This window comes from Ensifer sp. 22521 (genome assembly GCF_052044795.1).
Taxonomy (GTDB): domain Bacteria; phylum Pseudomonadota; class Alphaproteobacteria; order Rhizobiales; family Rhizobiaceae; genus Ensifer.
Window position 1 is genome coordinate 154504 of the sequence record NZ_JBQENM010000004.1, and the last position, 25272, is coordinate 179775.

At 58.5% G+C, this 25272-nt stretch carries 23 protein-coding genes and 2 pseudogenes; 13 read left to right on the forward strand and 12 right to left on the reverse strand.

Annotated features, from left to right (window positions below):
* Positions 1-18: 18 nt before the first annotated feature.
* Genes ACTJKE_RS06780 through ACTJKE_RS06795 form a run of 4 tightly spaced genes read left to right on the forward strand, consistent with a single transcriptional unit; the run spans position 19 to position 3383 of the window.
* The gene (locus tag ACTJKE_RS06780; RefSeq protein WP_060521596.1) at positions 19-1179 is read left to right on the forward strand and encodes an iron-containing alcohol dehydrogenase; all 1161 of its coding nucleotides are present in this window, start codon (positions 19-21) and stop codon (positions 1177-1179) included.
* Complete coding sequence (locus tag ACTJKE_RS06785; protein ID WP_060521595.1) at positions 1179-1634, forward strand: acyl-CoA thioesterase; 456 nt, start codon at positions 1179-1181, stop codon at positions 1632-1634. The genes ACTJKE_RS06780 and ACTJKE_RS06785 overlap by 1 nt, the downstream gene beginning before the upstream one ends.
* A gap of 40 nt (positions 1635-1674) precedes the next feature.
* A complete protein-coding gene (locus ACTJKE_RS06790; RefSeq protein WP_244496954.1) occupies positions 1675-2415 on the forward strand; it encodes an adenylate kinase in 741 nt (246 codons plus the stop codon).
* Positions 2412-3383, forward strand: coding sequence for an XdhC family protein (locus tag ACTJKE_RS06795; protein ID WP_320410644.1), 972 nt, complete (start codon positions 2412-2414; stop codon positions 3381-3383). The genes ACTJKE_RS06790 and ACTJKE_RS06795 overlap by 4 nt, the downstream gene beginning before the upstream one ends.
* 101 nt (positions 3384-3484) lie before the next feature.
* On the opposite strand, the gene ACTJKE_RS06800 is transcribed toward ACTJKE_RS06795, so the two are convergent.
* The gene (locus tag ACTJKE_RS06800; protein WP_082566539.1) at positions 3485-3646 is read right to left on the reverse strand and encodes a SemiSWEET family sugar transporter; all 162 of its coding nucleotides are present in this window, start codon (positions 3644-3646) and stop codon (positions 3485-3487) included.
* A 255-nt stretch (positions 3647-3901) separates the two neighbouring features.
* On the opposite strand from ACTJKE_RS06800, the gene ACTJKE_RS06805 reads away from it, so the two are divergent.
* The 4 genes and pseudogenes from ACTJKE_RS06805 to ACTJKE_RS06820 all read left to right on the forward strand — a co-directional run bounded on the left by ACTJKE_RS06805 (position 3902) and on the right by ACTJKE_RS06820 (position 6649).
* On the forward strand, positions 3902-4417 hold the full coding sequence (locus ACTJKE_RS06805) for a hypothetical protein (RefSeq protein WP_440691520.1): 516 nt from the start codon (positions 3902-3904) through the stop codon (positions 4415-4417).
* A pseudogene (locus ACTJKE_RS06810) lies at positions 4323-4891 on the forward strand (hypothetical protein). Before ACTJKE_RS06805 ends, ACTJKE_RS06810 begins: the two are co-directional and overlap by 95 nt.
* Positions 4892-4897: 6 nt before the next feature.
* Positions 4898-5566 carry an HAD family hydrolase gene (locus tag ACTJKE_RS06815; RefSeq protein ID WP_440691522.1) on the forward strand — a complete coding sequence of 223 codons (669 nt, stop codon included), beginning with the start codon at positions 4898-4900 and terminating at the stop codon, positions 5564-5566.
* Positions 5567-5866: 300 nt separating this feature from the next.
* Positions 5867-6649 (forward strand): SDR family NAD(P)-dependent oxidoreductase, encoded by a 783-nt coding sequence (locus tag ACTJKE_RS06820; RefSeq protein WP_200949981.1) that lies wholly within the window; start codon positions 5867-5869, stop codon positions 6647-6649.
* 75 nt (positions 6650-6724) lie between these two features.
* Here the strand turns inward: ACTJKE_RS06820 and pgi are convergent, their stop codons facing one another.
* The 8 genes from pgi to ACTJKE_RS06860 all read right to left on the reverse strand — a co-directional run bounded on the left by pgi (position 6725) and on the right by ACTJKE_RS06860 (position 16801).
* Positions 6725-8350 (reverse strand): glucose-6-phosphate isomerase, encoded by a 1626-nt coding sequence (gene pgi, locus ACTJKE_RS06825; protein WP_250806555.1) that lies wholly within the window; start codon positions 8348-8350, stop codon positions 6725-6727.
* Positions 8351-8394: 44 nt separating this feature from the next.
* On the reverse strand, positions 8395-9657 hold the full coding sequence (gene oiaX, locus ACTJKE_RS06830) for a 3-oxo-isoapionate-4-phosphate decarboxylase OiaX (protein ID WP_060520462.1): 1263 nt from the start codon (positions 9655-9657) through the stop codon (positions 8395-8397).
* Between the two features lie 30 nt (positions 9658-9687).
* Complete coding sequence (locus ACTJKE_RS06835) at positions 9688-10551, reverse strand: N-acyl homoserine lactonase family protein (RefSeq protein ID WP_060520461.1); 864 nt, start codon at positions 10549-10551, stop codon at positions 9688-9690.
* A gap of 471 nt (positions 10552-11022) precedes the next feature.
* The gene (locus ACTJKE_RS06840; protein ID WP_060520459.1) at positions 11023-12063 is read right to left on the reverse strand and encodes an aldo/keto reductase; all 1041 of its coding nucleotides are present in this window, start codon (positions 12061-12063) and stop codon (positions 11023-11025) included.
* Between the two features lie 30 nt (positions 12064-12093).
* Positions 12094-13143 (reverse strand): aldo/keto reductase, encoded by a 1050-nt coding sequence (locus tag ACTJKE_RS06845; RefSeq protein ID WP_060520458.1) that lies wholly within the window; start codon positions 13141-13143, stop codon positions 12094-12096.
* A gap of 55 nt (positions 13144-13198) precedes the next feature.
* Complete coding sequence (locus ACTJKE_RS06850; protein WP_060520457.1) at positions 13199-14179, reverse strand: substrate-binding domain-containing protein; 981 nt, start codon at positions 14177-14179, stop codon at positions 13199-13201.
* Positions 14180-14217: 38 nt separating this feature from the next.
* A complete protein-coding gene (locus tag ACTJKE_RS06855) occupies positions 14218-15204 on the reverse strand; it encodes an ABC transporter permease (RefSeq protein ID WP_060520456.1) in 987 nt (328 codons plus the stop codon).
* 82 nt (positions 15205-15286) lie between these two features.
* On the reverse strand, positions 15287-16801 hold the full coding sequence (locus tag ACTJKE_RS06860; RefSeq protein ID WP_440691527.1) for a sugar ABC transporter ATP-binding protein: 1515 nt from the start codon (positions 16799-16801) through the stop codon (positions 15287-15289).
* Between the two features lie 118 nt (positions 16802-16919).
* Here ACTJKE_RS06860 and ACTJKE_RS06865 point away from each other — a divergent pair, with 118 nt between their 5' ends.
* Positions 16920-17927 (forward strand): L-threonylcarbamoyladenylate synthase, encoded by a 1008-nt coding sequence (locus ACTJKE_RS06865; protein WP_060520454.1) that lies wholly within the window; start codon positions 16920-16922, stop codon positions 17925-17927.
* 76 nt (positions 17928-18003) lie between these two features.
* Here the strand turns inward: ACTJKE_RS06865 and ACTJKE_RS06870 are convergent.
* From ACTJKE_RS06870 to ACTJKE_RS06880, 3 genes and pseudogenes are all read right to left on the reverse strand, one after another.
* A pseudogene (locus ACTJKE_RS06870) lies at positions 18004-18503 on the reverse strand (thermonuclease family protein).
* A 44-nt stretch (positions 18504-18547) separates the two neighbouring features.
* On the reverse strand, positions 18548-18775 hold the full coding sequence (locus tag ACTJKE_RS06875; protein WP_060520453.1) for a hypothetical protein: 228 nt from the start codon (positions 18773-18775) through the stop codon (positions 18548-18550).
* Positions 18776-19210: 435 nt separating this feature from the next.
* Positions 19211-20191 (reverse strand): aldo/keto reductase, encoded by a 981-nt coding sequence (locus tag ACTJKE_RS06880; protein WP_060520452.1) that lies wholly within the window; start codon positions 20189-20191, stop codon positions 19211-19213.
* Positions 20192-20375: 184 nt separating this feature from the next.
* Between ACTJKE_RS06880 and tkt the strand changes: the two genes are divergently transcribed.
* The 4 genes from tkt to ACTJKE_RS06900 are packed head-to-tail and all read left to right on the forward strand — an operon-like array spanning position 20376 to position 25251.
* Positions 20376-22367 (forward strand): transketolase, encoded by a 1992-nt coding sequence (gene tkt, locus ACTJKE_RS06885; RefSeq protein WP_250806554.1) that lies wholly within the window; start codon positions 20376-20378, stop codon positions 22365-22367.
* Positions 22364-23383 carry a class 1 fructose-bisphosphatase gene (locus tag ACTJKE_RS06890; protein ID WP_060520450.1) on the forward strand — a complete coding sequence of 340 codons (1020 nt, stop codon included), beginning with the start codon at positions 22364-22366 and terminating at the stop codon, positions 23381-23383. Before tkt ends, ACTJKE_RS06890 begins: the two co-directional genes overlap by 4 nt.
* A 10-nt stretch (positions 23384-23393) precedes the next feature.
* On the forward strand, positions 23394-24443 hold the full coding sequence (fba, locus tag ACTJKE_RS06895) for a class II fructose-bisphosphate aldolase (RefSeq protein ID WP_060520449.1): 1050 nt from the start codon (positions 23394-23396) through the stop codon (positions 24441-24443).
* A gap of 31 nt (positions 24444-24474) precedes the next feature.
* On the forward strand, positions 24475-25251 hold the full coding sequence (locus tag ACTJKE_RS06900; RefSeq protein WP_060520448.1) for a DeoR/GlpR family DNA-binding transcription regulator: 777 nt from the start codon (positions 24475-24477) through the stop codon (positions 25249-25251).
* Positions 25252-25272 lie beyond the last annotated feature (21 nt).

The window sequence follows — 25272 nt, forward strand, 5'->3', positions numbered from 1 at the left end:
TACAGAATGGAGTTTTGCATGAATCCCTTTGTTTTCAGCACGACCGCCCAGATCGTTTTTCGGCCTGGTGCTTCGTCCGAAATCGGCGGTCTAGTGAAGCACAAGCTCGGTGACCGCATCCTCTTTGTCACCGACACAGGACTCCGCAGGCTCGGCCTCTGCGACCTTGCCCTGAAATCCCTGGCGAACTCGGGAATCGACGTGATCATATTTGACAGCGTCGAAGCAGACCCTTCGCTTACAACGCTTCTCGCAGCCACGGACGTTGCGAAGGCGGCTGGAGTGACCGGTGTCATCGGCTTCGGCGGCGGCTCGTCCCTCGATGTGGCGAAGGTGGTCGCCCTTCTCTGCGGTTCCGGCGAAGACGTCGACGGAGCCTGGGGTGTTGGGAACGCAAAGGGACCGCGGCTCCCTCTGGCGCTCATTCCAACGACAGCCGGCACCGGATCGGAAGTCACACCGGTCTCCATCATCACGGTTGGGGGCGATGAGAAGCGCGGTGTTTCGTCGCCGATTATCCTGCCAGATGTGGCGATACTCGACGCGGACCTTACGGTGGGCCTTCCGCCTCACATCACAGCCGCCACGGGCGTTGACGCGATGGTGCATGCGATAGAGGCCTACACGTCCAAGAACGCGAACAACAACCCCTTGTCGAAATTGCTCGCCAGGCAAGCCCTGCAGCTTCTGGGATCAAACATTGAAACGGCTGTACTCGACGGCAAGGATCGGGAAGCGAGAGGCGCAATGCTTCTCGGGTCGATGCTCGCGGGGCAGGCGTTCGCAAACTCGCCCGTCGCCGCCGTGCATGCGCTCGCCTATCCCATCGGCGGGACCTTCCACGTTCCGCACGGCCTCTCGAACGCGCTCGTGCTGCCGCATGTATTGCGCTTCAATGCTCCTCAAGCTGCTCCGGCTTATGCCGAGGTAGCCACAGACGTCTTTCCGGACCTCGCCTCTGAGCAAAGCGTTCAGGGACGTTGTGCTGCGTTTATCGAACGGCTTTCGGCACTCTCCGCGGGGCTCGGGTTGCAGTCTCGTCTGCGTGACGTCGGCATTGGGGAGGAAAGCCTGACAGCAATGGCGCGTGACGCCATGAAGCAAACGCGGCTGCTGGCGAACAACCCACGCGATGTGAGCGAAGCGGACGCACTCTTCATTTACAAGGCGGCTTGGTGATGAAGGAACGGATAGAGCCCAGCAAACGGTCGGCCTACCAAGTCTTTCGGACGATAGGGACACGGTGGTCGGACAACGACACCTACGGGCACATGAACAATGTCGTTCACTACAGCGTGTTCGACACCGCAGTGAACGGATTTCTGATCGAGAACGGAGTGTTGGACATAAGCGGCGGCTCAGAAATCTTTCTCGTTGTCGAAACTGGCTGCCGCTACCATGCTGAGATGGCATTCCCGGATGTTATCACTGCGGGAATTCGGGTCGCGAAACTTGGTAACTCGTCCGTTCGATACGAGATCGGACTTTTCCGCAACGACGACGAGATCGCGGCGGCAGAGGGCTTCTTCATCCATGTGAATGTCAATCGTGCCTCGCGGCGACCCAATCATTTTGGCGACGCGGCCAGGCGGGTACTGGGACCACTTGTCATGAGCGACGCTTTGACAAGCTAAACAAAGGCCGCCGTCGAAACAATCTCGGCGGTGGCCATCGATGCTGGGCGTGGAATTTCGTTCACCGCGTTCTTCTGCTGGACATCACCGTTTGAAGTCGATGTGCGCGGGAGGCGCTGACGGCGACAATGCCTCTGAGGACGGCCAGCATGACATCCCCGAAAACAGAATATATGTGCAAAGGAATCTGACGATGGTCAATTTGGTCCTTATCGGCGCTCCCGGAGCGGGCAAGGGAACGCAAGCGGAGCGCCTCGTCCGAGACTACGGTCTACTTCATATCTCAACAGGCGATCTTTTACGTCAAGCAATCGCAAAGGGGACACCTCTCGGCCTGAAAGCCAAAGAAGCCGTAGACAGCGGCGAACTCGTCCCCGATGAGGTCGTGATAGGTTTGGTCGAGGAAACCCTCTCGCACAAAGCCGAAGCGCAAGGATTCATCTTGGACGGCTTCCCAAGAACCTTGGAACAGGCGCGCGCCCTCGAAGTCCTTCTACAAAAAATGGCCGAGCCATTGAACCATGTGGTGGTCTTTGACATTGCGATTGGCGAACTGGCTGAGCGAATAGCCAAGAGAGTTGCCCAGTCCAAGAGTTCAGGCGTTCAAGTCCGCTCGGACGACAATAGCGAAGCACTTAGAAGGAGAGTCGACGACTTCACCCGCGCGACCATGGTGTTGCTGCCTTTTTATGAGTCGCGGCAGTTGCTCCGACGTATTGACGCCACTCAGAGCATTGCCGAAGTGGCGGGGCAGATTGATCGCTTGTTCGGCGAAAAATGATGACGGAACGCTCAGCGGGGAGGGTAAAGGCTGATAGTCGCAATTTCGAGAACGCAGCGCCCAAAATCGCGTTCTTGACCGACGACCCGATCGAAATACTCGAGTACGCTTATGCAGCGGCGCGCGACGGTATGCCAGTCGCCTTAGTGACCCTGGTGGAGATAACGGGTGGCAGTGCTAGGCCGCTCGGAGCTCAGATGGCGGTGCGCGCTGACGGTCTCTATTGTGGCTTCGTCTCAGGTGGCTGCACCGAGCCGGCTGTAGCAGCCGAGGCCGTTGAAACCCTTCGCGCGGGACATGATCGAGTACTGCGCCTGGGGCAGGGATCGCCATTCTTCGACATTGTTTTGCCGTGCGGTGGCGGGATCAGTCTGTCGATCCATATTTTGCGCAGCACGGACGCTGTTGGCCGGATTTTGACGGAACTGGCGGCTCGACGCCCCGCGGGGCTCGAATACGATCCAAAGCTGGAAGCTGTTGTTCACCAAGTCGTCGGCGACAGTCGAAGCGGCTGGAGAGGCGGCGCTTTTGTAACCGGATACCGTCCGCGCGCTCGCCTGCTCGTTTGCGGAAGTGCCATCGAAATGACGATGACGGTGCGGGTTGCCCAAGCGGCCGGTTTCGAGGTTCACGCCGCAGACCCGCAAAAGGACCCCGGTCCCTTCCTTTCGATGATCGATGAGAACTCAGCCGTCGCGCTTCTCCTTCACGATCTTGATCGTGAATTGCCGATCCTGGGTGCGGCACTGATTTCGAGACCGTTCTACATCGGCGCGCTTGGAAGCCAAAGAACGCATGAGAAGCGCGTCGCTGCGCTACGCAAATCTGGCGTCGCCGAGGCGGATATAGCTCGCATCAAAGCGCCCATTGGGATCTTTGGCAAAGCTAGGGATGCCTCGGCGATCGCGCTTTCGGTGGTCGCCGATATCGCAGCCGCTCGGACCCACCACTTGCTTGCGCGCGGTTAGGGTCGTTTCCACTCGGGTGCCGCTCCAACGAAGGCGCTATCCGTGTCTAACTTTCAAGAAGATGATGATGCTGATCAGAACTATCGAGCATGCGTTCGCGATCATACAGGGACGGCCCCGATCCCGAGCCCATAGATGCACCAGAGTGTAACGGCCAGGAGCAAGAGCACATTACTCCAGAGCGATAGGCTTGCAGTGCGCTTCGTTCGGATGGTCCGTATCGCTTGAGGAAGCCAGCACACGGTGTTTGCGACCGCGGCCACGTGCCCAACCGACTCGAAGAGAGGAAAGGCGTTCGGCCGCGACCTGCGTGGTCATCAGGTCGCTTAGAGCCGGGTAAAATGCTGGCGATTTCCAGGCCTGCCTCCGCGATCGAAGCGCTCGGCCCGGTGTGAAGGGCTACAGCACGCCAAGAGACATGCGGCTGGCCCCTATTTGTGTGCCAGCCGGCGTCGGGGGCGTTCAATCCGAAGCATCCGGCAATCGCGGAGGATGCGGCCAATCCCGAACCGAAAACCGTGTTCGGGCTGATCGTCGCCGGCCTGAAAGCCCGCCGCGACAAGAACGTCCCGCCCTTCACGGCGATGTCCTGCGACAACATTCCCGGCAATGGCGAGGTCACTCATGCGGCGGTTTCCGGCCTTGCCCGTCTTCATGACCGCGTCTTTGCCGACTGGATCGAAGCCAATGTCGCCTTTCCGGACGGCATGGTCGACCGGATCACGCCGGAACCGGCTTGCGCGAGATCGCCATCGTCGCCGACGACTACGGCATCGAGGACGCCTGGCCGGTGTTCTGCGAAGAGTTCAAGCAATGCGTGCTCGAAGACATTTTCCGCTCGGACGGCCGGCTCTGGAGAAGGTGGGTGTCCAGTTCGTGCCCGACGTAGCACCCTACGAGCACATGAAGATCCGCATCCTCAACGGTGGCCATGCGGCGATCGCCTATCCCGCGGCGCTTCTCGACATCCATTTCGTGCCCGAGGCAATCGAAGAGCCGCTGATCCGCGCCTTTCTCTCCAAGCTCGAGCATGACGAGATCATTCCGGTCATCCCGCCGGTGCCGAACACCAACCTCGGCGACTACTACAAGCTGATCGAGACGCGCTTCTCGAACCCGAAGATCGGCGACACGATCCCGCGGCTGGCGCAGGACGGCTCCAATCGCCAGCCGAAATTCATCCTGCCGTCGACCGCCGATCGGCTGGCGAGGGGCAAAGATGTCGCGGTCTTTCGCTCGTTTCGGCGCTTTGGTGCCGCTACTTTGCCGGCACTACCGACAGCGGCAAGGCCATCGCCTTCAACGACCCAAACATCGAACGCCTCCGCGCTGCGGCGATCGAGGCGAAGACCGATCCGTATGCGTTCCTCAAACTCGAGGATATTTTCGGTGATGTTGCTGCTTCCAATGTTTTCAGACAGCGGTTTGCCAAGGCCCTGCATTCGCTCCAGTCTGAAGGAACTCGCTCTACGCTCCAACACTATCTGAACGGCAAATTGGAGGGGTGAAGTGCGATGGCGGACGCAGCGCATAGGCTGGTGATCTTCGACTGCGACGGCGTTTTGGTCGACAGCGAACCGATCTCTCTGCAGATGTTGGTGGAACTGCTTTCCTCGGCCGGCGTGACAATATCAGCCGAAGAGGCAAACGAACGTTTTCTTGGGCGCAGTCTTAAAAGCATGTCGGCGATCCTCCATGAAGACTACGGTTTCGCGACAAATCAGGCGTTTCTCCACGACATGCGCCAGCGGCTGTACGAAAAGTTTCGGCGTGAGCTTCGGCCGGTTGCCGGAGTTCGGACAGCGGTAGAACTTTTGGGGGCGGCCTCCTGCGTTGCCTCTTCGAGCCTGCCCGAACGCATCCGCTTGTCGCTGACCGTTACCGGTCTCATCGATACGTTCGAACCGAATATCTTTTCCGCTACGATGGTGACACAGGGCAAGCCGGCACCGGATCTGTTCCTTTACGCTTGTCGGGAAATGGGGTTTGCTCCCAAGGATTGCGTCGTCGTCGAGGACAGTCCGGCCGGGATCGAAGCGGCAAAGGCAGCGGGCATGAGGGTCTTTGCCTTTGCCGGCGGCAGCCATGCGCGAAATTACCGCCACCGGATGGCGCTTGCTGCACTTAATCCAGAAGTTCTGTTCGACGATATGGTGGAATTGCCGGAGCTTGCCAGCCAGTAGTTGGCAGCGACAACACGGCGCGACCGCAAACCGGGTCTTGGAGTTGGGACGTCAGTTCCGAAAAATGCTGCGCGGGTCAGATTTGACGCGCTATTGGGGCTGACGTGCAATTAGTCCCAGGCGGGATTTACCGCCGTCTGTTCCGGATTCAGTGATGAACTCGGCTCATCGCCATGTTGAACCCGTCCATTCTCCACGTCAGATGCCCCGTCCCCTAGATTCGGAAAGTGGTGATCCGTTCGTTGTCCGCGTGATCGCCTAGCGATGAAATCTCCCCGTGGAATTGAATTGGAGTTGAAAATGAACGGTCGTCCGCTTGCGATGGTGACAGGTGCTTCGTCAGGTATCGGCTTGGAGCTTGCCAAGCAATTTGCGCAAAATGGGTTCGATGTCGCAATCTCTGGTTCAAGCGAGAGAATACTTGAGGCCGCTGTGCAGCTTCGCCAGGAAGGCGGCGAGGCATTCCCTTTTCAGGCCGACGCCGGAACCTATGAGGGTGTGGAAGGCTTCTGGCGTTTTGTCATCGACCTCGGCCGACCAATCGAAGCGTGTGCCTTGAATGTCGGCATAGCAGTCGGAGGAGCCTTCTCAGACACTCCACTCGAGGACGAACTTCGCGTGATTGCGGTCAACGTGACCGGAACCGTGCATCTGGCCAAACACGTCGTGAAACATATGGTGGCAAGGGGGAAAGGCCGTATCCTCGTCGTGTCGTCGATATCGGCGACTTCACCAACACCATTCGAAACCACCTACGGACCTTCGAAGGCGTTCGGCTTCTCGTTCGCAGAATCCCTGCGGGAGGAACTTAGGGGAAGCGGAGTCACAGTGACCGCATTGCTGCCAGGTGCAACGGACACCGACTTCCACGCGAATGCCGGGATGGGGAACTCCCCGATCGGCAGAAGTCGCAAAAATGATCGTGTCCTCGTTGCGAAACAAGGCTTCGATGCATTGATGGGCGATGTCGACCACGTTGTGGGCGGAGACGAGGCTACAAAGCAGGTTGTGGTCGATAATAGGCTTCTGCCGGAAACCGTGAAAGCTGCAAGGCATGCAGCGATCGCAAAGATCCCGAAATGACAATTCGGCAGCAGCGGCCAGATCTTGTGACGGTAGCAGGCGATGGAGGGCGCGATCGGCCCGAAATCTCGGTTGCTATCGAGCGGCCTTCAGCAGGGCCGCGACCAGACCTGCCGTCGAAGAATCGTGGCTGGCAGCACTCTCCTTACCTTCGACGACCGGCAGCAGACCGGTTGCCAGTTCCTTGCCGAGCTCGACGCCCCACTGGTCGAAGGAGTTGATGTTGAAGAGCGCGCCCTCGACGAAGACCCGGTGTTCGTAGAGCGCGATCAGGCGGCCGAGCGCAAAGGGATCGAGCTGATCGTAGACGATCGTCAGCGACGGGCGGTTGCCGGTGAAAACGCGGTGCGGCGCGATCCTATCGGCCTTCGCGTCCGCCATGCCCTTGGCTGTCAGCTGCGCCTTGGCTTCCGCGAGCGTGCGGCCCTTCATCAGCGCTTCCGACTGGGCCAGGCAATTGGCGATCAGTAGCTCGTGCTGGTGACGCAGGTTCTTTTCATGGCCGTTGGCGGCGATCATGAACTCGGCCGGAATGACGTCGGTGCCCTGATGGATGAGCTGGTAGAAGGCGTGCTGGCCGTTGGTGCCGGGCTCGCCCCAGACGACCGGACCGGTCGAATATTCCACGGGCTTGCTGTCGAGCGTCACCGCCTTGCCGTTCGATTCCATGTCGAGCTGCTGCAGGTAGGCGGGGAAACGCGACAGGCGCTGGTCGTAGGGCAGGATTGCCCGCGACGGGTAGCCGAGCACGTTGCGGTGGTAGAAGCCGAGAAGGCCGAGCAGGACCGGTATGTTCTTTCGGATCGGTGCGGTGCGGAAATGTTCGTCTATGGCGTGGCCGCCATCGAGGAAGCGGCCGAAATTCTCCTTGCCGACGGCGATCATCAGCGGCAGGCCGATCGCCGACCAGATCGAGTAGCGCCCGCCGACCCAATCCCAGAAGCCGAAGACGCGGGCCTGGTCGATGCCAAAGGCGGCGACCTTGTCGAGCGCGGTCGAAACGGCTGCGAAGTGATGGCCGACGGCAGCCTCGCCGAGCTTGCCGGCGATGAAGGCGCGGGCGGTCGCCGCGTTGGTCATCGTCTCGATGGTGGTGAAGGTCTTCGAGGCGATGATGAAGAGCGAGGTTTCCGGATCGATCAGCTTCAGCGTATCGGCGATATGGGCGCCATCGATGTTGGAAACGAAGTGCAGGCGCGGGCCGTCGTGGAAGGGCGCAAGCGCCAACGTCGCCATGACAGGACCGAGGTCCGAGCCGCCGATGCCGATGTTGACGACGTCGGTGATCTTCTTGCCGGTCGCACCTTTCAGCGCGCCCGAGCGGATGCCGTCGGCAAAGGCGCCCATGGCGGCAAGCACGCCGTTGACATCGGGCATCACGTCCTTGCCGTCGACGAGGATCGGGCAGTTGCTGCGGTTGCGCAGCGCCGTGTGCAGCACGGCGCGCTCCTCGGTGATGTTGATGATGTCGCCGCGGAACATCGCCTCCCGCTTTTCCTCGACCTTGGCGGCCTTGGCGAGCGCCTCCAGTCCGTCCAGCACCCTGTCGTTGACGGCGCATTTCGAATAGTCGAACAGCAGATCGCCAAAGCGGACGCTGTACTTCGAGAAACGGTCGGGGTCAGCGGAGAAGGCGGCCTTTATGTCCGCCGCCTGGGTTACGGTTGCAACCGAAACAAGGCGCATTACTTCTTTTTTCATTCACGTATCCTGCAATGCTCGCGCCTGCCGCATTTGGCGGGTGCCTACGATGGGCGGCCGAACTTCTCCAGCGCCTGCTTCAATTCCGGATGGCTTCGCGCATAGACATCGAGCTCAATGCCCTCTTGCGCTGCCTCCCAGGCTTGCCTGACCGCCTTGACGCCAGCGCCAGGGCCTCCGGGGTGACTGACTACGCCGCCGCCGCAGAGGTATAGGAGATCGAGTGTCCGCCCCGTACGCCGATATGTTTCCGGTGCCTGCCCGCCCCACTGACCGGAGCAGACCACCGGCATCGGACTTTGCCTTTCCGCCTGAAAAGGGACAGCGAGATCGTGGAAAGATTGGATGAAGGAGTCGTCGGGTTCCCAGTACTTCGACCCAATACCGTTGATCTGAAACTGGTCGACCCCGAGTAATCGCCAGTACTGTTGGTAGACCGAGAAGTTCATGCCGAGCCCCGGGTGACGGGTGAGAATATCCCATCCATTCCGATGCGCGTGCAGGGCCAACCGAGAACGTTTTCTCAGGAATAGGAAGGAGCCCTGGCCGATCGAATTGATGTTGATTACCGCTGCGTTTCCGCCTGCGGCGGCCACCATGTCATGGTTCCGCATCATAACGTCCGGATCGACGTGTGAGATGTTGAAGGCATACATCACCTTCTTGCCGGTCCGCTGCTCATGGTCCTTGATTAAGGGCATGATCGCAGCCACCCGGTCTTCTAGCGAAGAATAGGGCGGACCGCACAGTTTTTCGTCGTCCTTGATGAAGTCCACCCCGGAGGCGATGAGTTCCTTCACCATTTCGGCCGTCTCGTGCGGGCGTAGGCCAAGCGCGGGCTTGATTATTGTTCCGATTATGGGACGGTTCTCGACCCCCGTAAGTTGGCGCGTTCCGTTTATGCCGAATTGGGGACCTGGGTAGGTTGCCCCAAATCCATCAGGCAACTGCATGCGCAGGACCCGAATTCCGGTGAATCCGCGGATCGAAAAGACTCCGCCCACGGTTATGGTCATCAAGGCGGCCAGGTCGTCGCCGATCGCTTCCATCGGAAACGCTATGTCTGCCTCCACTCTGCGATACGGTCCGCTACCGGCCGTCTGCGGGATCGAGGCGCGCGCGTTTGGCGGAATTTCGCGTACTTCCAGCACGCGAGCCGCGACCCGGGCCTTCAGTTCCGGTGTTTCGCCCGGAAGATCCACAAAGGTACCGGTTGATTGGTCGCTGGCGATCTTGGAGGCAAAGGCAAGTGGATCGCCTTCGCATTCGATCAGATACGTCATGATGACGTGGTCTTGTGCATTCATCTCAGAAACACCGCTTACGTAAGATCAACATCACACTCTGGAAACTTCGTTTTCGGCGAGACACACTTCGATAATCTGCAGGCCACGATCGGACACGCGTGACGGATATAGCTGGGCCAGCTTTTCTTCGTGGACGGGAATAATCCGTCGCTCGTCATGCCCCACGATGGCCAGCATTTCTTCTGCTGCCTCAATCAGTTTCGTCTGGCTGCCATTGGCGAGACCCGGTGGAACAAAGCATGGATTCGACGGGTCCTCACCCGTCACATTTTGGTAGGTATAGATCACGTCCCCTGACAGGACCAAATTATCAGCGCCGCCTCGATCAATGACCACATACTGCGATCCCGCCGTGTGCGTATCGTGCGCAGGATACAGGTGAATGCCGGGAAGAGCGTTTTCCCGATCGCCATCCACGAGTTCGAGACGACCTTCGATGTTCGCCTGGGCGAGGTACAGGATGTCCGCGGGGTTTAGACCTGCTTGCAGCGATCGGAACCGAGGACCCTTTGCGAGAATCCACATCCAGGACTCCAACTCCTTCTTTTGAAGATAGATCTTCGCGTTAGGAAAGAATTTGAGGCCTCCGATGTGATCGAAGTGCGCATGCGTGAGGAAAATTTGGGTGACATCCTCAGGGCGAACACCGCACTCCGACAGCACCACCTCTGGCGGCGTCCAACCGGTCACACCGATTGAATTGGCAATTTTTCCTCCGAAATCGTTTGCATCATGGCCTACGTCCACCAGTGCGACCGCGCCGGCCGTCTTAATCAAGATATACGCGAACGGAAGGTTCATTGTGCCTTTATTGTGCGCCCCATACAGGACGCCACTGACCGGATGGACCGGGCTACGCGCGTACTCAAGTACCCAAACGGAATGTGTTCCCATCCCACTTCTCCATGTTGGCAAAAGCTCCTCCAGCGCAGCAGCCAGTTGTGTCGAACGTTGTGGTGCCCAACACGGCTGAAGCGGCTCTCAATTCCGTCAAGGCTTCGGATAGTACGTGCATCGCTTGCCCATGAACTACATCACAAACTCCCGCGAGCTTGAACCGCTCAAGTCTTGTGCGGACCCGTCTTAAATGTCGCCGGGTGTGTTCGGTTGCCATCAGTGGCTTCAAAGCAGCTTCCCTTTCCCGCGCGGTGACCAGAAGCTGTGTCGCGCGCTCGTCGAGTAAAGCGGAGTGCACCTCGAGGCCCCGCGCGGTGGCGCCAAGATGGACGAACGACAACAACGCTATGATCTCGCCATAGACGCGAACCAATGACGAAAGGTCGTCCCGCTGCTCCTGACGCTCGATCGCACTCGGTTCCTCGCGGCAAGCGAATGGCAATAGATTTTGGACCGCTCCGCCGTGCATCAGGCGGCTGCCGGAAGCGGTGCGGTGGCAGGCAGGAGACCGGCAGACGTCAGTGCACTCCAGAATGCGGCCGGGATCGCTTCGTTCATCGACGCAACATTCTGCATGACTTCCTTGTTGCCCTTCGCCCCCATGACAAGTGTGGCCACTGCCGGGTGAGCGTAAACGAACTGCATCGCTGCGGCAGGAAGACTGACTTTGAATTCTCTGCAAACGCCCTCGATTTCCCTGACGCGATCGAGGACGGCGCTTGGGACCTTGCCGTAGTCGTAGGTCGCGGTGGAACCGCCAGTTCCAGCAGCCAGGATTCCCGAGTTGAAAATCCCGCCGGCGACAATCGATACATTGCGCGCCAGCAGTTCGTCGAAGGCTGAGTTCAGGGGCTCGTGATTGAGTAGCGTGTAACGTCCTGCAACTAATGCGCAGTCAATTGAAAACTCTCTCGAGACGCCGATCACCGACTCTGTCTCGTTGACCCCGAGACCGATAGCCGAAACACACTTGTTTGCACGCAATTCGTCGAGCGCCCTATATCCAGAGGCTCGCAGCTGGTTCCAATAGAATTCGCTTTGATCGCCGTGCCACGCCCGACCTACGTCGTGAACAAGCAGGACGTCTATATAGTCGAGACCGAGACGATGCTGACTATCCTCAAAGGATCTCATGATCCCGTCGTAGGTGTAGTCGTAGGTGTCCAGGAAGGGTAGGGGATCTATCCATTCGATCCCGTAGACGGTCTCAAGCTTTGCAGTGCGGCTTGCGGGCTTCAGGACGCGGCCGACTTTCGTGCTGACGACGACGTCTTTTCGCAGGTCATTCACTCGGAGTGCGTGCCCGAGAAAGTGCTCGGACTTCCCAAAGCCATACATTGGGGCGCAATCAAAATAACGTATCCCGGACTCGTACCCCGCCAGGATCGTAGCCTCGAATTCGGCGTACGAGACGGCGGCGTTGAAACCGGACAGCGGTACCGTTCCTAGTCCCAGCGACGTCACCTGCACGTTGGACCTGCCAAGCGGACGAATTTCAAGCTCCGGCATTTCTTACTCCCCTAACAATTGGCGTTACAATCAAGCGGCTAGATCGATGATCGGCGCAGCGTCCGGTATGAGGCCTCTCGCCTTTAGTTCGGACCAGAATTCAGGGGGAACCTTCGCAGAGATTGCGGCGACGTTTGCCTCCACATGGCGAGTGCTGAGCGCACCCTGAACAACAGCCGTTACAGCCGGATGCGAGTACACAAATTGCGTAGCGGCGGTGGCGAGCGAAATGTTGAACTCGGCGCAGACGGCCTCAAGCGCCTCTACTCGCCTCAAGATTTCGGGGCTCGCCGATTGATAGTCATAGGTTCTCACCGCCGCTGCCCCTTTGCTCCCCTCCGCAAGGACGCCTGAGTTGTAGACGCCGCCTGCAATGATCGCGATCCCGCGACGCTGGGCTTCGGGGAAGAAGTCCTCAAGCGGCTGATGGTTGAGCAGCGTATAGCGGCCAGCTACCAGAGAGCAGTCCAGGTTGAATTCCGCCGCGACCTGAAGGACGGACGCAGTTTCGTTGACTCCGAGACCGATCGCCTTGACTGCGCCACTGCTTCGCAGTTCGTCGCACGCACGATAACCGCTGTCGCGAAGTTGCGAGAGGTAGAGATCATAGCTGTCGCGGTGCCAGACGCCGCTGACATCATGAAGGTAGAGGATATCAAGGCCGTCTACGCCCATGCGCTGCTGGCTATCCTCGAAGGACCGCATAATGCCATCGTATGAGTAGTCGTATTCGTCGACATACGGCAGTGGATCGATCCAGTCGATGCCATAAAGGCTTTCTGCCCGCTTGGAGCGGCTTGCGGGCTTGAGGATGCGGCCAGCTTTGCTGCTGATCACAACGTCTTTGAGAAGCCCGTTTACGCGAAGGACGTGGCCAAGGCTGTGCTCCGACTTTCCCAGCCCATAGAGCGGCGCAGTGTCGAAGTACCGAACGCCAAGATCATAGGCTTTGAGGATTACAGCTTCGAAATCGGCAAACGGGACGCTCACCCCGCACCCACCCAATGGTGACGTCCCGAGGCCCAGTGAAGTCAGCTCGACACCGGTATTTCCGATTTTTCTCTTCTCTAGCACAGTCATTTGTCACCTTGATCCAATAGTGGCGAGCCCGGAAATTCGGGCTCGCCGATAATAATCACTTGTATGTTTTCACGTTGTCCTTATCCAAGACGAGCCACGGAACCGTGTAGTCTTTTTGAGTGCCGTCCTTCCACTCCATGAGTTCCATCCAGACGTCCGACTGTGGCTTGTATTCTGGTCCGATTACTTGGCGTAACGCCAAATCTACTGCGCCTTGGCCTTCCGCCCGTGCATATTTGTAAAGCGTGACTGCCATCTCGCCGCTCTCCACGGCGCGCATCGCGTCCGGGATACCGTCGATAGCGATGACCGGCACCTTGCCGAGGTCCACGTTGGCAGCCTTCATCGCCTCGATCGCGCCCAGCGCCATCTCGTCATTCTCGGCAAGAATGCCGTTGATCTGGTTCGGATAGGCGGAAAGCCAGTTTTCCATGAGAGCCTGGCCTTCGGCGCGGCTCCAGTTGCCACTCTTGTCGACCAGCAGTTTAAGGTTCGAATGCGCTGCGAGTCCGGCGTCGACGCCGGCGCGGCGTTCGATCTGAGCCGACTGGCCGATCGGACCTTCCATGAGCACCAGGTTTCCGCCGTTCGGCAGACGCTTGGCCATCTCTTCGGCGATGATCTTGCCGCCTTCGCGGTCGTCGACGATGATCGAAGCGGTGTAGTTCTCAGATGCGGTCTTCAGCGCCGAAACAATCACCGGAATCTTTGCTTCAACCGCCTTGTCGATTGCGGGCGCGGACGCTTCAAGATCGAACGGCGCCATGATGATGGCATTGAACTGCTGGGTCACTGCGGTATCGATCTGGTTGGATTGCACCAAGGGATCGTATTTGCCATCGAAAACGGTGATCTCGACCTTTCCCTCTTTGACGGCCGGGTGGTTTTGGATCTCAGTCGACCAAGCCTTCATGTATTCGCCGGATTCACCGAACGAAAGTGCTGCGATACGGATTTTCTCTTGGGCGGCTGCCAGACTTGCGCTGAGCAAGAATGTAGAAGCTGCGATCGCCGCAATAAACGTACGTCTTTTCATTGTATTCTCCTCCACTTTGGTATCGATGTTCGCTTCTGTTATTTTCTGATTTGGTCAGCAATCACGGCTAATACGATGATGGCTCCTTTCAATAGCTGCTGGTAGTAGGAAGAGACGCCCATCAAATCCATGCCGTTATTGATGGTGCCGATAATCAGGGCGCCGAAAAGCGTCCCTACAAGGGAGCCGCGCCCCCCGGACAAGCTTGTTCCGCCAATAACGACCGCCGCGATGGCGTCGAGTTCGTAGCCGATACCGGCTTGAGGCAATGCAGCAGTTGTGCGAGCCGTGAGGACTAGGCCTCCGAGACCGGCAAGCAGGCCGGAGATCACGTAGGTGGCTGCAATGACCGTGCGTGTCGAAATACCGCTGGTACGGGCAGCTTTCTCGTTGCCGCCGACGGCATAGATGTAGCGCCCGAAAGTCGTGCGGGAGAGGGTGATCCACCCGATGATGAAGACGGCGAAGAACACTAGGACGGGGACAGGAAGCCCAAGCACGTTTCCGCTGCCAATCCAGCGCAACGAAGCAGAAAGGTTGGCGATCGGGCGTCCATCCGAATAAATGAGCGTCAGGCCGCGCGCCATGCTCAGCATCCCGAGGGTCGCCACGAACGGTGGGACGTTGATCCGTGCAATGAGGCCGCCGTTGACAAGACCCAGGATCGCGCCCGTTCCAAGCGCCGCAACGATGGCAAAGATCAATGGGTTCTCGTTGCCCGTCGTGACGAGGTTGGCAGCCACCATGCCCGCTAAGGCCATGACGGAACCGACGGAAAGATCGATGCCCTTAGTAAGGATGACGAATGTGACGCCGATCGCGAGAATGCCGTTGATGCTCGACTGGCGAAGAAGGTTAAGCCAGTTGTTCCATGTCAGGAAGTATTGGTTCAGTGATGTGAAGAGCACGCAGATCGCGAGAAACACCAGGATGATGCTGAACGACTTTATGAAGTCCTTGGTGATCTCGGCCTTCCGCCGTTCCGAAGGCGTGCCGGTGGCGAGCTTGGTGATGTTAGCATTCATTTTAGTTCGTCCTGAATACCCCGGTCGTGAGCCCGGTGACATTGGTGTTTGCGAAACCTGAAGGTCGGGGAGCGCATGCTCCTCAGCTGGCAAGCTCCATGATTGTTTGCTGTGTAGCTCCGTGTCCGTCGATTACGTCCACCAAGGTGCCACCCTTGAAGATTGCGATCCGGTCGCTGACCTGCAGGATTTCCGGAGCTTCGGACGACACGACTAGGACGCCGTGACCCTTCGCGGCGAAGTCACGAAGGAAGGTATAGATTTCCTGCTTCGAACCTTCATCGATGCCGCGGGTCGGTTCGTCGCAGATCAACAGGCGAGGGTTGGTTGTCAGGCATCGGGCGAAGACAACCTTTTGCTGGTTTCCTCCGCTGAGGCTTTCGACCGTCAAGTCCGACGAACTGGCCTTTATCCGTTGGGACCGGATCATCTCATCTACGACTTCGCGCTCTTTCTGCTGCCTGACGAAGCCGCTCACTGCCATGAGTGAAAGTGCGGAAAGTGTGATGTTGTGTGCGATCGAAGACGACAGTACGAGGCCACTGTCTTTCCGATCCTCCGAGACCATTGCCATGCCCATTTTGATAGATTCGCGTGGCTTGCCCTTGGGGACGCGCTTTCCTGCCAAAACCACTTCACCTGAGGTCGGTTCTTCCATCCCGTAAACCGCCTCCAGGAACTCGGTACGGCCAGAGCCGAGCAGGCCGTAGATGCCGAAGACTTCTCCTGCCGCAACGGAAATCGAGATGTCCCTGAATTCGTTCTCGCGAGAGAGGTTCTTGACCTCGAGCAGGATCGGCGAGCCCGCATTCGGGCGCTCTTTTTCAACGACCTTGACCTCGCGTCCCACGATGTGGGTGACCAGTTCCTTTCGCGTGATGTCCGTCATGAGGCCGCTGACGATATAGTTGCCGTCACGGAACACGGTGTATTCGTCTGCGATCTCGAAGATCTCAGATAGCTTGTGGGATACGTATATAATCCCTGACCCTCGGCGCTTCAGTCGCTCTATGGCGCTGAACAAGATGTGAGCTTCGTGCTCGCCGATCGCCGATGTCGGTTCGTCCATGATGACAATGTCGGCGTCGAAGCTCAGCGCCTTTGCAATCTCGACTAGCTGAGTTTCCGCGAGGCTGAGATTGGACATGCGAGCGCCGGCACGGATCGGAAAGCCGATATCGTCCAGCAGTTCTTGGGCCTGAGTTTCCAGTGCCAAAAAGTCGATGAATGCCCCGAAGCGCTTGGGCTCTCGCCCGAGATAGATGTTCTCGGCGACGGTCATCTCAAGAACCGGCGAGAGTTCCTGTGTGATGATTGCGATTCCGTGATCGAGGGCTTCGCTCGCCGAACGAAAGTCGACGACCTCGCCTTTGATCCTAATTGAACCCTCGTCCCTCCGAAGAAGACCCATAACGATGTTCAGGAACGTCGACTTGCCAGCACCGTTGCCACCACACAGAGCGTGGACAGTGCCGGGTCGCAGTTTCAGGTGACCCTGACGTAGCGCGGGCACGCCGTGGAATGCCTTCGCAACCCCGTCCGCCTCGAGCAGCAGTCCGCTGGCAGGCGCGTCAGAAGTGACACTACCGGTTTTCATGAGACCTCCCATCGACCAACTCCTCAATCGATCTTTATCGGAAGGTATAAGGTCATACCTATTTTGACAAGAGGTTTTTTCAGGGGTAATTGATGCCGCGAAAATCGAGGGCCTTTTGATGATTATGGAAGTCGCTACGAACCCGCGCCGAGCGGTATCAGCTGGTGTGGAAGCACTTTGCAAAGGCGAGGTGATCGCGATACCAACGGAAACCGTTTACGGTCTCGCCGCCGACGCCACGAATGAGAGCGCGGTCGCGCGCGTCTTCGAAGTCAAACGGCGTCCGAGCTTTAACCCTTTGATTTGCCATTGTTCCGATATGGAGATGGTATCAATCTACGCAGATCTGGACCCTGTCAGCCTTCGTCTTGCAGAGGCATTCTGGCCAGGCCCGATGACACTTGTCCTTCAGGCAAACCCTTCTTGCGGACTCCCATCCAGGACGACGGCGGGCCTAAGCACCGTTGCCATACGGATCCCGGCTGGATTTAGCCGCGACTTGATCCGGTCTTTTGGAAAACCTCTCGCGGCACCCAGCGCCAATATCTCTGGCAAGGTGAGCGCGACCACTGCGCAGCACGTTCGAGATGACTTCGGTGACGAAGTTCCCCTAATCCTCGACGGTGGCCCGACGAAGATCGGAGTAGAGTCGACAATCCTGGCAGTTGGAAACGGCGGTATCGAACTCCTGCGTCCGGGCGGTCTCCCAGTCGAGCTTATCGAGCGCGTCGCAGGTCTTCCGATCACCTTCCGGGAGGTTCCGGGAAGGGTCGTGGCTCCCGGAATGCTCACTTCTCACTATGCTCCTCGGGCAAGCGTACGACTTGACGCGATGGAGGCGATGAAGGGAGAGGTCTTGCTGAAGGTCGGCGGGGCTTTCGTTCCTGGCGAGGGAGATTGTGCGCGGGTCTTTGACCTAAGCCCAAATGGCAGCCTGGAAGAAGTCGCAGTCAACCTCTACGCGACCCTCAAGGCGGCCGACGAGCTTGGCGTCTCGACGATCGCGGTTGTCCCTATACCCGATTGCGGGCTTGGACTTGCGCTCAACGATCGCTTGCGCAGGGCAGCTGCGCCTCGAAGTCTCACTCCCGAGGAGGCTGCGCTCGGAGGGAGCAAGTCAGCATAGATGCACGGTTGCTAAGCGCTTGGTTTGGAAGCTCCAATCCTAAGATCATGAGGCCAACGAGCCGACCTGCACCAAGTCAGCAGGAGGGTGGTCGCCTCGCGCGTAGCGCGCGCGCTTCACAAGGTTGTTGAAAGTGCCCCTGCCAAAGCCCAAGTGCCCGGGACCGCGCGGCGAGCTGCGCATCAACGTAACGGCCGGTGCTGTATCGTGGCCAATCCACGGGTGACCGTTCTCGACCAGCCACCGATTGACCTCGGAGCCGTCGGCGTGGAAGCAGATTGCAAGTACCCGTTGGTATCGATCTCGCCCGAGATGTTCACAACGAGTGGGTCTGGATTCTCTGAGAAAGCGGTCCAGCGTCCCGGCCGCATTCTGGCCGCATCGATATTCGAGCCCGTCTGCGTCTTCGCATATCTGCCATGATTCGGGAGCGCCGATGCTGTAGAGCCTGATCCGCTCTCCCGAGATTTCGATTGTGTCTCCGTCGATAACAGAAGCACGGCCGATTAGAGCCTCATCAGCGAGGGCCAGTCCAACAGACAAAACCCATGCGACGACTGCTATAATCAACTTTATCGGGTCGCGTGTGCTCGATCGTTGGGGTCGATTTCTGGCGTCACTCATAGCGCCTCCTCGGCTCGGTCCGCGCATGGACGCCACCCACGAGCGAAGCCGACACTCATCGATACTTCGGCAAGAGCCAGTTGCTCGCGCAGGTGCTTGCAGTCGGCGAGAAGCGTTCGGATTGTGGCTTCCCTGTCGCCATTGTGCCATGCGACGGCGGTGGCGAATTCATCGGCCAACTGTTCATTTGCTTCTGTATCCGGCGCTAGCTGAACTGCGGACATGGTTTCTCCTTCTCCAGCTGACGCCGGAACTCATCATCTCAAGTTACAGGTTGGTTGCCTGCTCGCTGCAGTATGTTCTTATTATGTTCTCGATCGATCGCGAGTCAAGCGCGTGCATACGAGCAACGAGCGGTCCGCGTCTGAACAGCGGTATGGGCTGGAGATGGTCGGCAAGGAAACGTGATCGAGCCAATGTTTGTTTTGAGACAGGAGCGCCCTCGCGCTATCAAACTTCGGCGAAATTCGAGAAGAGAAACAGGGCTCGAACCCACGATCTGATCCGTGAGTACAACGGAACGGGGTTCCGCACTAAAGCCCGAATAGCGAGATAATCACGACTACAGTCACTTTGGAGATTTCTAGCCAATCACGCCGCTTGAAACGCCCTGAATAAGGGCGTTTCTCCATTTGAACACGGCCGCAGGCCAGGCGATTTTACATAAGACCCACTACCTCGTGGGGGACGTATGGTCCTTGAAGGCGTTTAACCTCCTCATCCGTAAGCTTGACGTCCAAAGCGCCGATCGCGTCTTCCAGATGACTGGATTTTGTCGCTCCGATGATCGGGCAAGTGACGCCCGGCGTCTGCAGCACCCATGCCAAAGCCACTTGCGCGCGGGGCAGATTGCGCTCCCGTGCGATCTTGGCCACCTCGTCTACGACCGATTGGTCCGCAGTTGCTGCTTTCTCATAGAAACGTCCGGTTACGTTGTCCGTCTCTGCTCGCTTTGATTGGGTGCCACTGTCTTTCGTCAGAATGCCGCGGGCTAGCGGGCTGAAAGTCATGACCCCGATCCCTTCGGCGCGGCAAAGCGGAAGCATCTCGCGTTCTTCCTCGCGGTAAATGAGGTTGAGATGAAGCTGCATTGACGCGAATGCTGCCCAGCTTTTGCGCTTCGAAATCTGGAGGGCGGTTGCGAACTGCCAAGCGTACATATTGCTCGCGCCGACGTAGCGAACTTTCCCCGCGCGCACGACATCGTTGAGCGCCTCAAGCGTTTCCTCGATCGGCGTGTCATTGTCCCAAAAGTGGGTCTGGTAGAGGTCGATGTAGTCTGTACCAAGGCGTCGAAGGCTATTGTCGACTTCGGAGAGGATGGCCTTGCGCGAAAGACCTGTGCCGTTCGGGCTCGCATTCATCCGTCCGAAGACTTTTGTTGCCAGCACAACTTCGTCGCGGCGACCGTGCTCCTTAATGAGCCTCCCGACAATTTCCTCGCTAGTGCCGTCAGAATAGACATTGGCCGTGTCTAAGAAGTTGATCCCCGCGTCCAAGGCTTTCCGGAACAGCGGGCGGGCTTCCGCTTCTCCCAGCGTCCATTGATGATTGCCTCGATCCGGTTCCCCGAAGCTCATGCAACCGAGGGCCAAGCGTGAGACTTTCAGTCCGGTCGCTCCCAAACGCACATATTCCATTCGTTCTCTCCCGAGGTATGAGGTATGATCTTAATAGCAGATCGCATTGCCTCTCGTCACGCGAAATTTATGCAAGATGTGATTTTGTATCACAAAATCACACATAGAATGTTAGTTTGTGATGAACTATTGTGATTTTCGACGTGTTAAGCCATATTCGTGCCCGCTCATGAAGGAGGGCCATATGACAGAAGTTTTCGATCGCGACCTCGCGAACGCCATTCGAGTTCTATCTATCGACGCGGTCGAAGCGGCCAATTCAGGCCACCCCGGCATGCCTATGGGCATGGCAGACGCGGCAGCCGTTCTGTTCTCGAAGCATCTGAAGTTCGACGCCAGCAAGCCGTCATGGCCTGACCGCGACCGCTTCGTTCTGTCGAACGGCCACGGCTCCATGCTCCTCTACAGTCTCCTCTACCTCACAGGTTACGAGGGCATGCCGATGGAAGAGATCCGCAACTTCCGTCAGTGGGGTTCAAAGACGCCCGGGCACCCGGAATATGGGCATACAGCGGGCGTCGAGACCACGACCGGGCCGCTCGGGCAGGGTATCGCATCGGCCGTCGGAATGGCGATCGCGGAACGCCGTCTCGCCGAAGAGTTCGGTTCGGAACTCGTCGACCACCATACGTATGTGTTCTGCGGCGACGGGTGCCTGATGGAGGGGGTTGGTCAGGAAGCCGCTTCCCTAGCCGGCCATCTTCAACTGGGCAAACTGGTAGTCCTCTACGACGACAACGCCATCACGATCGATGGTTCCACGGACATCTCCTTCTCAGAAGACGTGCTCGCGCGCTTCCAGGCTTATGGGTGGCACACCCAGCGTGTCGACGGCCATTCGGCTGAAGCGGTCGACCATGCGATATCGGAGGCAAAGGCTGAGACAACCCGGCCGTCGCTGGTCGCCTTAAAGACGGTTATCGGCTATGGTTCACCCTCCAAGGCTGGCAAAAGTTCCGCACATGGCGCGCCACTCGGGGTCGACGAGGCGGCCGCAACGAAGGCCGCATATGGCTGGGCGTCGTCACCGTTTGAAATCCCGGAGGCGATCCTCAGGCGCTGGCGTGAAATCGGGGCCAGGGGAGCTGGCGCGCGCGAAGAGTGGCAAGGGCGTCTGCGTGCCACCTCAATCGACAAAAGATCCGAATTCGAACGACGTGTAACGGGCGTCCTGCCTGCCGAGTATTCGCAGGCGCTACTGGACGCGAAAGAACGGCTGTTGGTTGAGCCCCAGGCGGTGGCAACCCGCAAGGCGAGCCAAATTGCGCTGGAGACGCTGACCGCGCTACTCCCCGAGATGATCGGCGGCTCTGCTGATCTAACCCACTCCAATCTTACGCGCGTGTCCGCGGTCGACAGCGACTTCACTCCGACGAAGAGCGGTCGCTACGTGAGCTACGGCGTGCGCGAGTTCGCTATGGCCGCCGCGATGAACGGTATTGCTGTGCACGGTGGGTTCATTCCTTATGGCGGCACGTTCCTCGTCTTCTCCGACTACTGCAGAAATGCAATCCGCGTGGCAGCTCTCATGGGAATCCGTTCGATTTTCGTACTGACGCACGATTCCATAGGCCTTGGCGAAGACGGGCCGACGCATCAGCCCGTCGAGCATGTTGCGAGCCTCCGTGCCATGCCAAATCTTCACGTCTTCCGGCCGGCGGATACGATCGAAACGCTGGAGTGCTGGGACCTGGCGCTTCGCAGCGAGAAAACGCCCTCCGTCTTGGCTTTGTCCCGTCAGAATGTGCCGCAGCTTCGTACCGAACGGGACGGAACAAATCTTAGTGCCAAGGGAGCCTATGTGCTTAGGGAGGCCACCGGCGAGCGCGCGGTTACTTTGATAGCGACCGGGACCGAGGTCTCTCTCGCAATCAAGGCGGCTGAGGCCCTTGAGGCGCGGAACCTCCCCACAGCCGTCGTATCGATGCCAAGCTGGGACCTGTTCGATCAGCAACCGAAAACATATCGAGACGCGGTACTCGGCAGCGCGCCGCGCATCGCAGTAGAGGCGCTTTCGAAGTTCGGATGGACGAAGTTCGTCGACAGCGAAGACGACGTCATCGGCATGTCTGGTTTCGGTGCTTCCGCGCCAGCCGAAACTTTATACGAGAAGTTCGGCATTACCCAGGACGCCATCGTCGCCCGCGCGATCGCCAGGGTTGGAGGCGAGGCATGAGCTCGTCGACGTCCACCGCAAACGATGATGCCGCGCGCCGGCCGCTCACCGTGGATCAGTACCTCGCAGACTGGGCCAACGGTATCGCTTCACGGGAGGCGGTCACGTCGCTCATCCATGGGATTCTCGACGCAGCGTGTGTTCTCGCGGGACGTATCGCTTGTGGCTCTCTCGAGGGCGACCCGGCTCAGCTGGTGGGAGCGAATACTGACGGCGACGCCCAGAAAGCGATCGACGTGGCTTCGCATTCCCTATTCGCGGAGTTGTTGGAGCGAGCCGGTGCCGCGCGGGTTCTCTCGGAGGAAGCCGAAGATCCCATCTTATTCAGGAATTCGGGGCTGGCCGTGGCTATCGACCCGATCGACGGTTCGGGAAACGTCGGATTTGGTACGCCCGTCGGCACTATCTTCTCGATCATTCCGTTCGATGAGAACCAAGATCCCTTCCTGATGTCGGGTAGAAGACAGGTTGCGGCAGGGTACGTGTCGTTCGGGAACACAGTCGATCTCGGCCTCACCGTGGGGGACGGTGTTCTTCTCGCCACGATGCACCCTCAGACCGGAGAATTCGTCGTTGTGCGGCCTGATGTACGGGTTCCGCACGAAACTTCCGAACTGGCGTTCAACGCTTCGCTACAGCGCCATCTTCAGCCCGGAATGGGCCGATATGTTGCGGACTGCCTTGCCGGCAAGGAAGGGCCACGGGGTCGTGACTTCAACATGCGCTGGCTCGGCTCAGCAGTGGGCGACGTACACCGCATCCTGCTGAAGGGCGGGGTGTTTTTCTACGCAGCCGACAAGCGGCCCGGTTATCAAAACGGAAGGCTTCGTCTGCTGTACGAGGCCAATCCCATCGCGTTCCTCATGGAGCAGGCCGGAGGACAAGCAACGGACGGCATCGTTCCTATCCTCGACCAGATCCCGACTGCCAACCATTGCCGTACGCCGCTCGTCTTCGGCTCGGCGAGGGAAGTCGAGACAATAGCAAACTACCTCAATTCCAACGAAAATCCCTGAGCGAGGTTTCATGGCCAAGATCACCCTTCGCCAGCTGCTGGATGATGCAGCGGAATACGGATATGGCGTTCCGGCGTTCAACATCAACAATATGGAGCAGGCTCTAGCGATTATGGAGGCGGCCGACGCAGCGGACTCGCCGGTTATCCTGCAGGCGAGCCGCGGAGCGCGCGCCTATGTCAACGACATCATGCTCAGGCACATGATGGACGCGGTGACAGAGATGTATCCCAACATCCCGGTTTGCGTTCACCTGGATCACGGAAACGAGCCAAGCACTTGTGCTACGGCGATTCAGCATGGATTCACCTCAGTCATGATGGATGGCTCAATCCTGGCGGACGGCAAAACACCGGCGGACTGGGACTACAATGTCGGTGTTACCAGGATTGTCAGCGACATTGCCCATTGGGCCGGCGTCTCAGTAGAAGGGGAGCTTGGGGTCCTCGGTTCGCTTGAGACCGGTATGGGCGAGGCAGAGGACGGACATGGGGCAGAAGGCAAGCTGGAACTTCACCAGCTTCTGACAGACCCTGATGAAGCTGCAAAGTTCGTCAGGGAAACAAAAGTCGACGCCCTTGCCGTTGCGATGGGGACAAGCCACGGTGCGTACAAATTCTCCCGTCGGCCAGACGGAGAAGTCCTCGCCATGGATGTCATCGAGGCGATCCACCAGAAGCTGCCCAACACACACCTCGTCATGCACGGATCGTCGAGCGTTCCCGAAGATTTGCAGGAGATCATCAACCGTTACGGGGGGCAGATGAAGCCCACGTGGGGTGTACCGCTTGAGGAAATACAGCGCGGTATCCGTCATGGCGTACGAAAGATTAACATCGACACCGATTGTCGCATGGCAATGACCGCGCAGGTGCGTAGGGTCCTTATGGAAGATCCGGCCGAGTTCGACCCCCGGAAATATTTGAAACCAGCAATGGTGGCGCTAACCAAGCTATGTCTTGAGCGGTTCGAGGCATTCGGTTCAGCCGGACGTGCTTGCAAGATCACCGAAATTCCCCTTGCGGAAATGGCAAAACGTTATAGGGCAGGTTCCCTCTAGGTTCGTAAATGCGGTTTGAAGAGGGAAGAAATTGAAGCGAGACGAGCGAAGGCAGCAGATCGTCGACATGCTGGTCGAAAACAAAACGGTCGACCTCGACAATCTTGCCAGTCACTTCGCAGTCTCGAAGATGACAATCCATCGCGATTTGGATGACTTGGAACAGGCGGGCGTTCTGCGCAAAGTCCGCGGCGGCGCTACGATCGATGCCGGAACGCAGTTCGAAAGCGATTTTCGGATTCGCGAACGGCAGGGCGGCGACGCCAAACTTGCGATGGCGCACACTGCACTGCAGCTCGTCGAGCCGGGTATGACCGTGATGGTCAATGACGGCTCGATGGCCGCAGTGCTTGGCGAGATGTTGCTCGAGAAACGACCGCTAACAGTCATTACCAACAATGCCGCTGTCATGGAGCGACTGAAGGGAGAGAGCGGTATTACGCTTATTGCGCTTGGTGGCACCTATTCGGCCAAGTTCAACGCATATCTAGGCATGGTCACAGAGGAGTCGCTATCGCGCCTGACTGCCGACATCGCCTTCATATCGACACCTGCCGTGAGCGGAACGTTAGCATACCACATGGATGACAGCGTCGTGCGTGCCAAGCGGGCGATGATGTCCGCGTCCGTTTCGAAATATCTCTTGGTCAATCATCAGCGCATCGGTCATCGTGCACTGCACGTGTTGGCGGGCCTCGCGGGCTTCGACGCCGTAATTACCGATAGTGCTCCCGAAGCCGATGTGGTGAGGGAGCTTGACCAAGCGGGCGTCAAACTAACCGTTGCGTCCGTTCAGGACGCGAAGTGACGGACCATTCGTCATGGCAGC